Genomic DNA, 12,272 nt, shown 5'->3' with positions numbered 1-12,272 from the left:
GAGCCGATGGTACTGCGGTAACACGTGGGAGAGTAGGTCGGTGCCAAATCTTAAAGAAAGCCTGTAGGAAACTACAGGCTTTTCTTGTTTATAGGGGTTTTTTAAATGGAGGGCTGTTTATCTGATTCTAGTGCCCCCATTGCCTGTGCTTAATCTTAGCAGATCCCGTGGTTCATACATTGATTATATTTGGTAAGAATCTTAACGATCCTTATGGAATAAGGGTGTATTTTAGCTCTCCTATACGGGCTTAATAATCTTAAAGAATATTACTAGCTCATTTGGCTTAGAATGACGCTTAAAAACGCTTATATCGTGTCAGGTATAAATTGATCAGATATAATCACTGAAATTAATTCAGACCTGATGATGCATTGAAAAAGATGTAATAAATATTGTTTTTACATTGTCAAAGCAAACAAAGATGGTTTTATTTCCTGTTATCCTAATTCTATCTGTCTTCTAATACTTTCTTCCAGTGAAATCAATGTCTCAGTCCGCTGTATCCCGGCTACTGCCTGGATCTCTTCGTTCAGCACATGACGCAGGTGATTTGTATCTCTGCAAATAATTTTTGCGAACATACTATACGCACCAGTAGTATAATGTAATTCTACAACCTCTTTAATTCTGCTGAGCTGTTCAACAGCATCTTTATATTGTATACCCTTTTCCAGGTAAATACCAAGAAAAGCACAGATATCATATCCTGCTTTCTGGGGATCTATAATTAAATGGGATCCTTTTATAATACCCATTTCCTGCAGTTTTTTCATTCTTACGTGAATGGTACCACCCGAAACGATCAAATCTTTAGCTATTTCTGTGTAGGGTTTAGTCGCATCCTGCATCAGTTGCTTTAAAATGTCAATATCGAGGTTATCAATTTCTAAATTTTGGCTTTCTTTTTTGAGCATGATTTAAATTAATTTTAATGATGATCTAATATAATTACAATAGTCGTAATAATGAAATTAAATCATTAAAATATTTGCAACGTATGTAGTCTATCATTACATTTGTATCAAGCAAGTAAGAAAAAAACGTTCATTTTAATAATTGCTTATACTCTGTAGGGTGGTGGAACTGGCAGACGCACCTCCTTGTCTCGGTGGTGGAGAATATGGAAAACCTGTAAAGGCTAACCACTCCTTGAAGGTTCGACTCCTTCCCCTACAGCCAAAGAATGATTGTTCTTTATTTAATGTTGGGTGGTGAAATTGGCAGACACACCTTCTTGTCTCGGTGGTGGGGATCATGGGATAAACACAGTTTATGGGTTGACCACAAATTAATTTTTTGAACTGCAGCTAACTTCCCCTTGAAGGTTCGACTCCTTCCCCAACAGCCAGTTTTTTTATTTTAATAAGTTAGTTAATTAGGGTAATCCGGAGGCGGGTTACCCTTTTTGATTTAAATTAAATTATTTTCTTAAAGTTAATCTGTCAGGTATAATAAATTAACAATTCGGGGCTAGTTTAGCATAATGTAATGGCGAAATAAAAATCGCATATTCATTAACAATCTAACCGGAAAAACAATTTATTATGAACATTAGAAAACTACAATTAGTTTTAATCACATTTGGTGTCCTTATTTTCACCGCATGTAAAAAACAAGATATTCAGGGCAACGTTCCTGAATCGAAAAAGGAAAGCTCAATTGCCTTAACCAAACAAACAGCTTTATTAAATTATAACCTGAGTAACTGGATGAGCTTTTTACCAGATACTACCAGTATTGCACAAGTATCCATTCCTGGAACACATGATTCTGGTGCAAGGTTTGAACCGGTATCAGGTACTGCAAAATGCCAGGAACTGACTATCGCTGAGCAATTATCTGCAGGTGTGAGGTTCCTGGATGTCAGGTGCAGACATATTAACAACACCTTTGCTATTCACCATGACCTGGTTTATCAGAATCTGAACTATAGCGACGTTTTAAAGGCATGTATTGACTTCCTGAATGCAAATCCTTCAGAAACTATTATCATGAGTGTAAAGGAAGAATATACAGCCACAGGAAACACCCGCAGTTTTGAAGATACGTTTGATGCCTATGTTCAGGAAAATGCATCTAAATGGGACCTGGGAACAGGTATTTCCAAAATCTCAGCGCTCCGTGGCAAGATTAAACTCCTGAGAAGATTTAGTTCAGGAAAGGCGAAAGGAATTGATGCAACCCAATGGGCAGATAATACAACTTTTGACATTAGTAATCCTGCCGCTAATTTAAAGATACAGGATGAGTACAGGGTTGCTAATACAGATGCCAAATGGACCAGGATCAGAACTTTGCTGGATGCTGCACATCAGGATACTTCGAACCGATTGTATATCAACTTTGGCAGCGGATATAAACCATTGATTTTTGGTATCCCTGATATCAGGACGGTGAATAACTTTATAAATCCTAAGATTACTGCCTTTTTTGGAGGTAATCCAAGTGGTAAATATGGTGTAATGCCATTGGATTTTGTTACTTCCGATTTAGCCAGAGGAATTATAAAGTCAAACTTTAATCCTGCATTATAACTCATAACGCCATCCAGCTTAGGTGGATTTTACTCAGAATTTGCACTTGATTATAATGATTCTAAATACCAATAAAACGCCTCTGTTTTTATAAGCGAGCATTAATTTCTTATTTTTGAAGAAAAAACTTGTTATGGGTATTTATGAAATCTTGAAGAGTGCGCACTCTGGATGGCGTTATTTGGTAATCATCTTATTGCTGGTTGCTTTTATCAATGCATTAATGGGATATGTGGGAAAGAAACCATATACCGAAGGAAACCGCAAATTAAATGTGTTTGCTCTAATCTCCGCACATATTCAGCTTCTTTTAGGTTTGGTTATCTATTTTATGCATGATTGGTATAAAGGAGATAGCTCAGTAGCTATACAGCGTTATTGGAAAATGGAACATGTTTCGATGATGTTAATCGCAATTGTTTTAATTACAGTGGGTAATGCCCGGTCTAAGAGAGGGGCTACTGCATTAGCGAAACATAAAACTATAACCATATTTTTTGGCCTGGCGCTTTTATTAATCACAGCTGCAATTTTTGCAATGGTTAAAGTTGATCCGGGCAGACATCTGTTTGGAATGTGATAATTATTTTACGATTTAATTTTGGTTTGTAAGATTTATTTCTATTTTTGCTACTCAATGATTAACAATAAACATACTACTTGGCAATGGCGTGGTAATTCTGAAAAGAGTTTCGTCGCTGTCTCGTGTACCTTATAGTTTATCAACCTAAACCAAACCACACATACTAACCCGACGTACAACACGTCGGGTTTTTTTTGTTTTAATAATTTCAGATGGAGAAGATCAAAATCAATACCGTTTTTAAAAAGAGATTAGCAGATACCATTACTCCGGTAAGTATTTATCTGCGATTGAGGGATGTTTTTCCAAACTCCCTTCTGCTGGAAAGTTCTGATTACCATAGCCGGGAGAACTCCGTAAGTTACGTTTGTGCTGATCCTGTTGCAGGAATCATGCTGGAAAACGGAAAACTATCTTCTTATTTCCCGAATGGAGAAAAAGCAGTGAAGGATAAATTTGTTCTGACGGAGGAAATCGAAGCTTTTAAAGCCAGATTTGATCCGCAGACTGTAGAAGAACAACGCCGTATCTCTACGGGGATGTTTGGTTATTTTACCTGGAATACCGTACAGTATTTTGAGGATATTAAATTTACAGCGCAATCTCCAAAGGATGAAGAGATTCCAATGATGCAATATCATGTTTACCGCTATATCATTGCAATTGATCACTTTAAGAATGAGATTACACTCTTTAAAAATAATTTCAATGAGGAAGATGATGAAGATTTGGAGAAAATCGAATATCTGATTCAGAATAAAAACTTCCCTGAATATAGTTTTGACACGGTAGGTGAGGAGCAGTCTAACCTGACAGATGAGGGTTTCATGGATATCGTGGAGAAAATGAAGAAACATATCCTGCGTGGTGACGTTTTTCAAATTGTTCCTTCCAGAGCATATAATCAGCAGTTTTCGGGTGATGAGTTTAATGTTTACCGTTGTCTGCGCTCTATTAACCCTTCTCCTTATCTGTTCTATTTTGATTACGGCAGCTTTAAGCTTTTCGGCTCATCGCCTGAAGCACAGATTACGATTAAAAATGGTGCTGCTAACATTTTTCCGATCGCCGGAACATTTAAACGTACCGGTAATGATGAAGAGGATGCTGAATTAGCGAGAAAACTGGAACAAGATCCTAAAGAGAGTGCTGAACATGTCATGCTGGTAGATTTAGCCAGAAATGACCTGAGCAGACATTGCAAGGGGGTTGAAGTTAAATCGTTTAAAGAAGTTCAGTATTATTCTCATTTAATCCACCTGGTTTCAAAAGTAAGCGGAAATATACAGCAGGATGTTTCAGCCTTTAAAGTAGTGGCTGATACCTATCCGGCAGGTACTTTAAGTGGCGCTCCAAAATATAAAGCCATGCAGCTGATTGATGAATATGAAGGATTGGCGCGTAATTTTTATGCGGGTGCAATTGGTTATATGGACTTTGGTGGTTCGTTTAATCATGCCATTATGATCCGTACGTTTATGAGTAAGAATAACCAGTTACATTATAGGGCTGGTGCTGGTATTGTAGCAGATTCTATCGCAATAAACGAGCTGAATGAAGTAAATAATAAAATTGCTGCCTTACGTAAAGCAGTAGAAATGGCTAAGGGAATTAACAAAATTTAAGTTAAAGACATGCAAAAGAAAATATTAGTTATAGATAATTATGACTCCTTCACCTATAATTTAGTGCATTTAATTAATGAATTGGGCAGGGAAGCAGAAGTGTGGAGAAATGATAAATTTGCTATTGCTGATGTAGCGCAGTTCGATAAGATTTTGTTATCGCCAGGACCAGGCATTCCTTCTGAGGCAGGTTTGTTATTAGAGGTTATCAAAACTTATGCGGCTGAAAAAAGCATTTTGGGAATCTGTCTTGGACAGCAGGCGATCGCTGAGGCATTTGGCGGCCAGTTATTGAACCTGGGCAGGCCTATGCATGGAATAGCTACACCTATAAATGTAATTGATAAAGAAGAGTTTTTATTTAATGATTGCCCGGAAACGATCAATGTAGGCAGATATCATTCGTGGGTAGTTAGTCAGGAAGGTTTCCCTGCTGAGCTGACTATTACTGCGACAGATGTGAGCCGGGAGATTATGGCACTCAGACATAAAAACTATGATGTTCGTGGGGTACAGTTTCATCCTGAAAGTGTACTCACCGAATATGGTAAAGAGATGATGAAAAATTGGTTGGAAAATTAAAATAGATCTCATGAATATTTTGGATAAAATCGTAATCAGAAAACTTGAAGAAGTTGCGCAGGCTAAGAAATTAGTGACTATAAAGGAGTTGGAGAATGGTGTTTATTTTGATAGAACACCTTATTCTTTGAAGGAATTTATACTTACTCCGGAACGTACAGGAATTATTGCGGAATTTAAAAGGCGTTCACCTTCAAAAGGAGTGATCAATGCGCATTCTACGGTTGTAGAAGTGACCAATGGTTATGCTGCTGCAGGAGCTTCTGCTATTTCTGTGCTGACAGATATCGATTTCTTTGGTGGCCATCCTAATGATTTGCTGGAAGCGAGAGCTGCAAACAGCGTTCCTTTGTTACGTAAGGATTTTATGATTGATGAATATCAGATTGTTGAAGCAAAAGCTTTGGGAGCTGATATTATTCTGCTGATTGCAGCAATTCTGACTCCTGTACAGATAGAGACATTTGGCAAACTGGCAAAAAGTCTGGGTTTAAATGTTTTATTGGAAGTGCATAATCTGGAAGAATTACAGCGCAGTATTAATCCTTATATTGACGCAATTGGTGTTAATAATCGTAATCTGACAGACTTTTCTGTCAATATTCAGACCTCTTTTGATCTGGCAGATCAGATCCCAAAAGAATTTCTGAAAATTTCTGAGAGCGCAATAAGCGATCCACAGACTATTAAACAGCTAAAAACGGCAGGATTTAACGGTTTTCTGATTGGTGAAAACTTTATGAAGACCTCTGATCCGGGAGCTGCGATGCATGAGTTTGTAGGGGAGTTGATCTCGGTATAACTTTTGTATCTTTGTACATTACATGGGAAAAGAGAAAACTTATGATACCGCGGTAAAGCAGGAACGGGCTGTCCTGGTAGGTGTGATCAGACCGGGGGAAAAACCGGAAGAAACAAAAGAATATTTAGACGAACTAACATTCCTGGTAGATACGGCTGGTGGTGTGGTGGATCACATTTTCACACAGAAAATGCTGAAGCCTGATCGGGGTACCTTTGTAGGTACAGGAAAATTAGAAGAAATAAGAGCCTACGTCAAGTCGGAGGAGATTGATATGGTCGTTTTTGACGATGAATTATCACCTTCACAATTGCGTAATATAGAAAGGGAACTGGAAGTGAAAGTTCTGGACAGGAGTAATCTTATCCTTGATATTTTTGCCGGAAGGGCCCAGACCTCACAAGCAAAAACTCAGGTTGAATTAGCTCAGCTGCAATATTTATTACCACGTCTGACACGTTTATGGACTCACTTAGAGCGCCAGAAAGGTGGTATTGGTATGCGTGGACCAGGTGAAACACAGATCGAGAGTGACAGAAGGATGATCCTGGAAAAAATCTCTCTTTTAAAAGGAAGATTGAAGCTGATTGATAAACAGAATGAAACACAGCGGAAAAACCGTAATGAGTTAATCAGAGTGGCACTGGTGGGTTACACGAACGTTGGTAAATCGACTATTATGAACATGCTTTCGAAATCGGAGGTGTTTGCAGAAAATAAGTTGTTTGCAACTTTAGATACTACGGTAAGGAAAGTTGTCATAGAAAACCTGCCTTTCTTATTGTCAGATACAGTTGGATTTATCCGTAAACTGCCACATCATTTGGTTGAATGTTTCAAATCAACACTGGATGAGGTTAGGGAAGCTGATATATTAATCCATGTGGTAGATGTTTCTCATTCGAGTTTTGAAGATCAGATTAATGTGGTTAATGAAACCTTAAAAGATCTGGGCGCAAGGGATAAGGAAATGATTGTAGTATTCAATAAAATTGATGCTTATGTTAATCCTGAAGCTGACGAAATGAACGAGGATGAGAAAGTGACCTTAACACTGGAAGATTTTAAAAAGAGCTGGATGGCACAGCATAATACGCCGTCATTATTTATTTCAGCGCTGCATAAGGAGAACCTGGAAGAGTTTAAACAACTTTTATATGATAAAATTGTTGCGCTGCATACAGTAAGGTATCCTTATGACAAATTATTATACTAAATAAAAAGTAACAACAAAACATGGAAAGTAAACGTCAACAGAAATTTGCTGGTGTACTGCAAGAGGAATTAGCGACAATATTTCAAAGAGAAGGGGCAGAGTACTTACCCAATACATTGGTTACGATTACAAAGGTCCGCGTATCTCCGGATTTAGCGGTAGCTAAGGTTTACCTGAGCTTTTTAGCCACAAACAATACAGGATTATCAATCGCTACAGTAAATTCTCATGCCGGAGAAATCAGGTATAAGCTTGGTGCACGTATTCGTCACCAGGTGAGAGTTGTACCTACATTGACTTTCTTTTTGGATGATACCAATACCTATGTAGAACATATGGATAAAATCTTTGATAAGATTTCAAAAGAACGTAAAGAACAAGGTACAGAAGAAGAAACAACAGAAGACTAATTCTGATGGGGCCTCTGGAAAAACTTAAGGAATGGTTATTAAATTCTGAAAACAAGATCAGCAGTGTGGTAGATTTCGATCCTTCTGCTGATCTGTTATATCCTTTCGATTTTACAGCGGCTAACCTGGAACTGACTGATGAAATCCTTGCGGACACATCGGTTTTTTCTTCATGGGTAAATAAAAAATTAGCTGATACCCATTCACGTTATGGTATTGGCGGATATGCGGAACACCGGACCATCTATTCAAGAAGTATTCATTTTGATACTGTAGAGGAACCCAGAAGATTGCATCTTGGAGTTGATATCTGGGGTCCTGCGGGGACACCGGTTTATAATTTCTATGATGCTGTAGTGCATAGTTTCAGGAACAATGATCATTTTGGCGATTATGGTGGAACTATTATTTTAAAATATGAGCTTGATGGACTTGCATTATATGCCCTTTACGGACATTTAAGCCTGGCATCGATAGCAGGGCTTAAAACCGGACAGTTTATTGCAGCTGGAACCAGGTTTGCTGCTTTTGGTATTCCTGCAGAAAATGGGAACTGGCCCCCTCATCTGCATTTTCAACTGATGTTTGATATGCAGGGAAGAGAAGGTGATTATCCAGGTGTCTGCCAGTTTTCTAATCAAGCTGTTTATCTGAATAACTGTCCCGATCCGGGATTGGTCCTTCACCATACCTTTAAGCTTCCTAACGGATAATTTCGTAAATTAGGGAATGAAGAAGATTCTTGTTGTATTCCTGTTTTTGGCTGGTTTATCCTCAAAGGCGCAGCCTGTACTCAAAGGTGGCCTGGGAACTTTTATTCAGAAGAATATCGTTTATCCCGCATTTTCATTGCAGAACTGTATTCAGGGGAAGATTAATATTAGTTTTAAGGTGAACCTTGCCGGAGAAGTTTATACTTCGAAAGTGAGCAGCGGACTGGGAATAGATCTTGATCAGGAAGCTTTACGTTTAATCAGACTGAGCAGCGGTCAATGGCAGGTTCCTGCGCAATATGATACTACTTATGTCTTGATTGCACCGGTAAATTTTACACTTTCGGGCGGTGATTGCAATCTGATAAATGCAACACAAAAGAACAAGGCAATTGCAGCTTATAAAGCGAATGAAGGCCTTACAGACGTAATTACTAATTTTTACCGTAATAAGGCTCAGGGAAATTACAATGAAGCTGACGAAGGCAGAATTGTTGCGCTAAGACAAGAATTAGGTTATGATGATGCTTATCTGGAGAAGATTATCGCACAGGGACAGAAAAAATTAAAGCAAAAAGACAAACAGGGGGCTTGTGAAGATTTTCTGTTTGTCAAATATATGGGTTCAGCTTTGGCTGATGAACTACTTGAAAAATATTGTAAGTAATTGTGTCCTTTATTCAAATTATTCGCGCTGCTGGATAGCATCAGCATTGAAAATGACAGTTATAGCTGCAGGCAATAGTTTAGCCTCAATGGTATTGACTTTGCCTATATATTCTCCGTCTACCTGAAAATGTACTTTGTTCCTGGTTTTTATATAAAGCCTTTCAGTCTGAAAACATTCAATTTTTTCTGGATTAAAGGGCAAATTGGTGAAGCGTATTTTAAGAATCTCCAGAAAGGAATATTTTTTGACAAGGATAACTTCAAATACATCATCATCTAATTTTCCAACAGGGTTGATCTTTACGCCTGTACCATACATGGTCGCGTTTGCAATGACTACCATTGCAGCCTCTGAGCGGATTGTATCTTGTCCGATATTAAACTCTACCTCCATCTTATGGTGGCTCCATAGGGCTTTCCATAATGCCCTGGCATAACCCAGCATTCCCCGTTGTGGTAAATCATCAAACTTTTTAACGATATAAGCATTGAAACCAATATCCGATAAATGAATACAAAATTCATCGTTCACAACTACTGCATGAATCTCTTTGGTATTTCCGTTTATAGTTAAATCAAGTGCTTCCTGTATGTCAAGCGGAATACCCAGTTCTTTGGCCATACCATTGGCAGAACCGGCTGGAATAATTCCCATTGGGATTTTTGTGCCTTTTAATAGTTCAGCTACCAGTTTTAAGGTACCATCTCCACCTACAGCGATAACGCGATCTGCTTTTGCCTGATCAATGGCTGTCTTTATCTGTTCAGGATTACAATTCTTTGTGAGCTGATAGATTTCAAAAGTATGTTTAAGGGATTTGAAGAAATCCGATATCACCGTTTTGAAATCTGTATCATCACTTCCCGAACCTGGGTTGACAATAAAAAGTAGTTTCATACGGTAATTAATATTATTTAATAACACAAACAACTCTGCACCCGCTCTGTTTTGTTTATAATGAATAATTCTGTCAGCGTAAAAGTATATCATGGCTATGGCCACACTAATAATCTGGTCATATATGGGCATGTCTTTAAATTCAGAGCGAAGAATACTCAGAACTACAGCAATAATTTCTTTGTGAACATTGTTTACCTGATCAGGATGTTTATTTTAAAACCTTATCCCTGGCTTAAAGTGAGGCTAAGTTTTTATGATCAGATAGTTTATCAGACAACAGAATATGATGGTTTTTTTAAATTTGAATGGAAAGCAGAGCAAAACGTTAGTGCAGGCTGGCACCAGGTAAAAGTAGAAGCTTTAACTGATAATGGTGAAGTACTTGCTGTAAATACCGGAGACGTTTATGTCCCGCATATTACGCAGTATGCATTTATATCTGATATTGACGATACGATCATGGTTTCACATTCTGCAACTATTGGCAGAAGACTGAGAGAGCTTTTTATCAAAAATCCGCATACACGAAAAACGTTCCCCGGTGTAACGTCTTATTATAATTTACTGGCGCTGTCCCGTACTGATGCTGAACATCCTAACCCTTTCTTTTATGTTTCCAGCAGTGAATGGAATTTATATGACTACCTGGTCAGTACTTTTAGATTTAATCAGCTTCCTGAGGGCGCTTTTTTACTCAATCAGATTAAGAGATGGAAAGATTTATTAAAGACTGGTAAAACCGGGCATGAAGGTAAATTAATGCGTGTGATGCGCATTATAGATGCTTTCCCGAATCAAAAGTTTATACTTTTTGGGGATAACTCACAGCAGGACCCTGAAATTTATACGACAATTGCTATGAAGCACCCAGAATGTATAGAGGCTATCTATATCAGAAATATCAGACGGGAAAGACAAAAGGCAACATTGGATACTTTAAGCAAAGCAGCAGAAAAAAGTATTCATACCTGCCTCTTTACTGATAGTAAAGAGGCGATGTCGGATGCTGTTAAAATAGGACTGATCAATATTTAGATAAAACCCAGATTGTTGAATCGTTTGTTGAGAATCTGTGAGTTGCTGACATCCAGCCATTTGTCTAAGATTGTTCCATACACTTCTCTAAAGTCTACCTGGTATTTCAGATCGCCATTATCCAGGTTCGCCAGATCGGGTGCCGGATTATAAATTCCTTGTTTTTTTAATCTTCCGCCAAATAAAAACATATTATTTGCTGTCCCATGGTCGGTTCCATTGCTTGCATTTTGCGCTACACGTCTGCCAAACTCAGAAAAAGTAATTACTAAAGTATCATCCAGCTTATTATTCTGATGCAGATCTTTAACAAAAGCATTCATCCCTTCGGCATATTGCTGTAATAACCGGCCTTGCTGATTCAACTGATTTACATGGGTGTCAAAACCACTTAAAGACACGTAATAAACTCTGGTTTTTAAACCTGAACAGATAAATTTGGAAACGGTTTTAAGTTGATTGGCAAAGCCTGAATTCGGATAAGTATAATTCGGGGCGTAAATTTTAGAAGTATTTTGGATATAGTTAGCTGAAGAAGAAGTTTCAATCATCGTTTTATACAGATAACCCAGGTTTTCTTCGTCAAGGTGGTCTTTATCGCTGTTAATCATCTCTCTGAAAAATGGCTCATTGGTATTACGGAACAAAGCGGCCGGGTCTTTTAAGGCAATCCCTTTTTTACTCCTGCCTTTCATAGCCAGAGAGAGGCTGTCATCCACTTCGATCGCTGTGTAAGGGAATTTACAAGTTTCACAGTTTGAATCCAGGTAACGGCCTATCCAGCCTGTAGAAAGGTATTGATTGGAATCACTCGCTGTTTGCCAGATATCCATAGAACGGAAATGTGACCGGTCTGGATTAGGATAACCGACATCATTGATAATTGACATCCATCCCTGATCATAAAGTTCTTTCAAACAAGTCAGGTTAGGGTTCAGCCCCTGCATATCATTCAGTTTGATTACCTCTTCAGGTTTAATGGCTATACCTTTTCTCATTTGATAATAAATATCATTTCCAAAAGGGATAACTGTATTCAGTCCATCATTCCCGCCGGAGAGCTGAACGACAACGAGGTTTTTATATAAACTCAGTTCATCCAGTGCCAATGCTTCAAAAGGCTTCATAAATGCAGGAACGAAAACTGTTCCTGCTGCTGCAAGGGTTGCTTTTCTTAAAAAATCTCTTCTTTCCATTTT

At 38.2% G+C, this 12,272-nt stretch carries 13 protein-coding genes and 2 tRNA genes; 12 read left to right on the top strand and 3 right to left on the bottom strand.

Annotation, left to right across the window (positions count from 1 at the left end; all coding sequences use genetic code 11):
- Positions 1 to 440: 440 nt before the first annotated feature.
- Positions 441 to 917: an Lrp/AsnC ligand binding domain-containing protein gene (locus HDE68_RS13315; protein WP_041883359.1), complete on the bottom strand. Its 477-nt coding sequence runs from the start codon at positions 915 to 917 to the stop codon at positions 441 to 443.
- A 154-nt stretch (positions 918 to 1,071) separates the two neighbouring features.
- Between HDE68_RS13315 and HDE68_RS13310 the strand changes: the two genes are divergently transcribed.
- The 11 genes from HDE68_RS13310 to HDE68_RS13260 all read left to right on the top strand — a co-directional run bounded on the left by HDE68_RS13310 (position 1,072) and on the right by HDE68_RS13260 (position 9,135).
- Positions 1,072 to 1,182: transfer RNA gene (locus tag HDE68_RS13310), tRNA-Asp, on the top strand.
- 23 nt (positions 1,183 to 1,205) lie between these two features.
- A tRNA-Asp gene (locus tag HDE68_RS13305) sits at positions 1,206 to 1,351 on the top strand.
- A 196-nt stretch (positions 1,352 to 1,547) separates the two neighbouring features.
- Positions 1,548 to 2,537, top strand: a complete 990-nt coding sequence (locus tag HDE68_RS13300) for a phosphatidylinositol-specific phospholipase C (protein ID WP_183882672.1) — start codon at positions 1,548 to 1,550, stop codon at positions 2,535 to 2,537.
- Positions 2,538 to 2,652: 115 nt separating this feature from the next.
- Positions 2,653 to 3,117: a cytochrome B gene (locus HDE68_RS13295; RefSeq protein ID WP_317617699.1), complete on the top strand. Its 465-nt coding sequence runs from the start codon at positions 2,653 to 2,655 to the stop codon at positions 3,115 to 3,117.
- Positions 3,118 to 3,332: 215 nt separating this feature from the next.
- Complete coding sequence (locus HDE68_RS13290) at positions 3,333 to 4,745, top strand: anthranilate synthase component I family protein (protein WP_183882670.1); 1,413 nt, start codon at positions 3,333 to 3,335, stop codon at positions 4,743 to 4,745.
- Between the two features lie 9 nt (positions 4,746 to 4,754).
- Positions 4,755 to 5,327, top strand: a complete 573-nt coding sequence (locus HDE68_RS13285) for an anthranilate synthase component II (RefSeq protein WP_183882668.1) — start codon at positions 4,755 to 4,757, stop codon at positions 5,325 to 5,327.
- Between the two features lie 10 nt (positions 5,328 to 5,337).
- Positions 5,338 to 6,129, top strand: a complete 792-nt coding sequence (gene trpC, locus HDE68_RS13280; RefSeq protein ID WP_183882666.1) for an indole-3-glycerol phosphate synthase TrpC — start codon at positions 5,338 to 5,340, stop codon at positions 6,127 to 6,129.
- A 22-nt stretch (positions 6,130 to 6,151) separates the two neighbouring features.
- Positions 6,152 to 7,345: a GTPase HflX gene (gene hflX, locus HDE68_RS13275; RefSeq protein WP_183882664.1), complete on the top strand. Its 1,194-nt coding sequence runs from the start codon at positions 6,152 to 6,154 to the stop codon at positions 7,343 to 7,345.
- Positions 7,346 to 7,365: 20 nt separating this feature from the next.
- On the top strand, positions 7,366 to 7,755 hold the full coding sequence (gene rbfA / locus HDE68_RS13270; protein WP_183882662.1) for a 30S ribosome-binding factor RbfA: 390 nt from the start codon (positions 7,366 to 7,368) through the stop codon (positions 7,753 to 7,755).
- Between the two features lie 5 nt (positions 7,756 to 7,760).
- Complete coding sequence (locus HDE68_RS13265; RefSeq protein WP_183882660.1) at positions 7,761 to 8,468, top strand: peptidoglycan DD-metalloendopeptidase family protein; 708 nt, start codon at positions 7,761 to 7,763, stop codon at positions 8,466 to 8,468.
- A gap of 16 nt (positions 8,469 to 8,484) precedes the next feature.
- Positions 8,485 to 9,135 (top strand): energy transducer TonB, encoded by a 651-nt coding sequence (locus tag HDE68_RS13260; protein WP_183882658.1) that lies wholly within the window; start codon positions 8,485 to 8,487, stop codon positions 9,133 to 9,135.
- 18 nt (positions 9,136 to 9,153) lie between these two features.
- Here HDE68_RS13260 and HDE68_RS13255 read toward each other — a convergent pair whose 3' ends face one another.
- A complete protein-coding gene (locus HDE68_RS13255; protein ID WP_183882656.1) occupies positions 9,154 to 10,035 on the bottom strand; it encodes a diacylglycerol/lipid kinase family protein in 882 nt (293 codons plus the stop codon).
- Between the two features lie 60 nt (positions 10,036 to 10,095).
- Here HDE68_RS13255 and HDE68_RS13250 point away from each other — a divergent pair, with 60 nt between their 5' ends.
- Positions 10,096 to 11,073: an App1 family protein gene (locus HDE68_RS13250; RefSeq protein WP_183882654.1), complete on the top strand. Its 978-nt coding sequence runs from the start codon at positions 10,096 to 10,098 to the stop codon at positions 11,071 to 11,073.
- Here the strand turns inward: HDE68_RS13250 and HDE68_RS13245 are convergent.
- Positions 11,070 to 12,269 carry a DUF1501 domain-containing protein gene (locus HDE68_RS13245; RefSeq protein WP_183882652.1) on the bottom strand — a complete coding sequence of 400 codons (1,200 nt, stop codon included), beginning with the start codon at positions 12,267 to 12,269 and terminating at the stop codon, positions 11,070 to 11,072. The genes HDE68_RS13250 and HDE68_RS13245 overlap by 4 nt on opposite strands.
- Positions 12,270 to 12,272 lie beyond the last annotated feature (3 nt).

The organism is Pedobacter cryoconitis (assembly GCF_014200605.1).
GTDB lineage: Bacteria > Bacteroidota > Bacteroidia > Sphingobacteriales > Sphingobacteriaceae > Pedobacter > Pedobacter cryoconitis_B.
Note: the sequence above shows the minus strand (reverse complement) of the source record. Positions and strands in the feature narration are given on the sequence as shown.

Coding starts and splice junctions, on each gene's coding strand:
- HDE68_RS13260 (WP_183882658.1), top strand. CDS start 8,485: ATGAAGAAGATTCTTGTTGTATTCCTGTTTTTGGCTGGTTTATCCTCA.
- HDE68_RS13265 (WP_183882660.1), top strand. CDS start 7,761: ATGGGGCCTCTGGAAAAACTTAAGGAATGGTTATTAAATTCTGAAAAC.
- trpC (WP_183882666.1), top strand. CDS start 5,338: ATGAATATTTTGGATAAAATCGTAATCAGAAAACTTGAAGAAGTTGCG.
- HDE68_RS13255 (WP_183882656.1), bottom strand. CDS start 10,035: ATGAAACTACTTTTTATTGTCAACCCAGGTTCGGGAAGTGATGATACA.
- HDE68_RS13285 (WP_183882668.1), top strand. CDS start 4,755: ATGCAAAAGAAAATATTAGTTATAGATAATTATGACTCCTTCACCTAT.
- rbfA (WP_183882662.1), top strand. CDS start 7,366: ATGGAAAGTAAACGTCAACAGAAATTTGCTGGTGTACTGCAAGAGGAA.
- hflX (WP_183882664.1), top strand. CDS start 6,152: ATGGGAAAAGAGAAAACTTATGATACCGCGGTAAAGCAGGAACGGGCT.
- HDE68_RS13290 (WP_183882670.1), top strand. CDS start 3,333: ATGGAGAAGATCAAAATCAATACCGTTTTTAAAAAGAGATTAGCAGAT.
- HDE68_RS13245 (WP_183882652.1), bottom strand. CDS start 12,269: ATGGAAAGAAGAGATTTTTTAAGAAAAGCAACCCTTGCAGCAGCAGGA.
- HDE68_RS13300 (WP_183882672.1), top strand. CDS start 1,548: ATGAACATTAGAAAACTACAATTAGTTTTAATCACATTTGGTGTCCTT.
- HDE68_RS13315 (WP_041883359.1), bottom strand. CDS start 917: ATGCTCAAAAAAGAAAGCCAAAATTTAGAAATTGATAACCTCGATATT.
- HDE68_RS13250 (WP_183882654.1), top strand. CDS start 10,096: ATGAATAATTCTGTCAGCGTAAAAGTATATCATGGCTATGGCCACACT.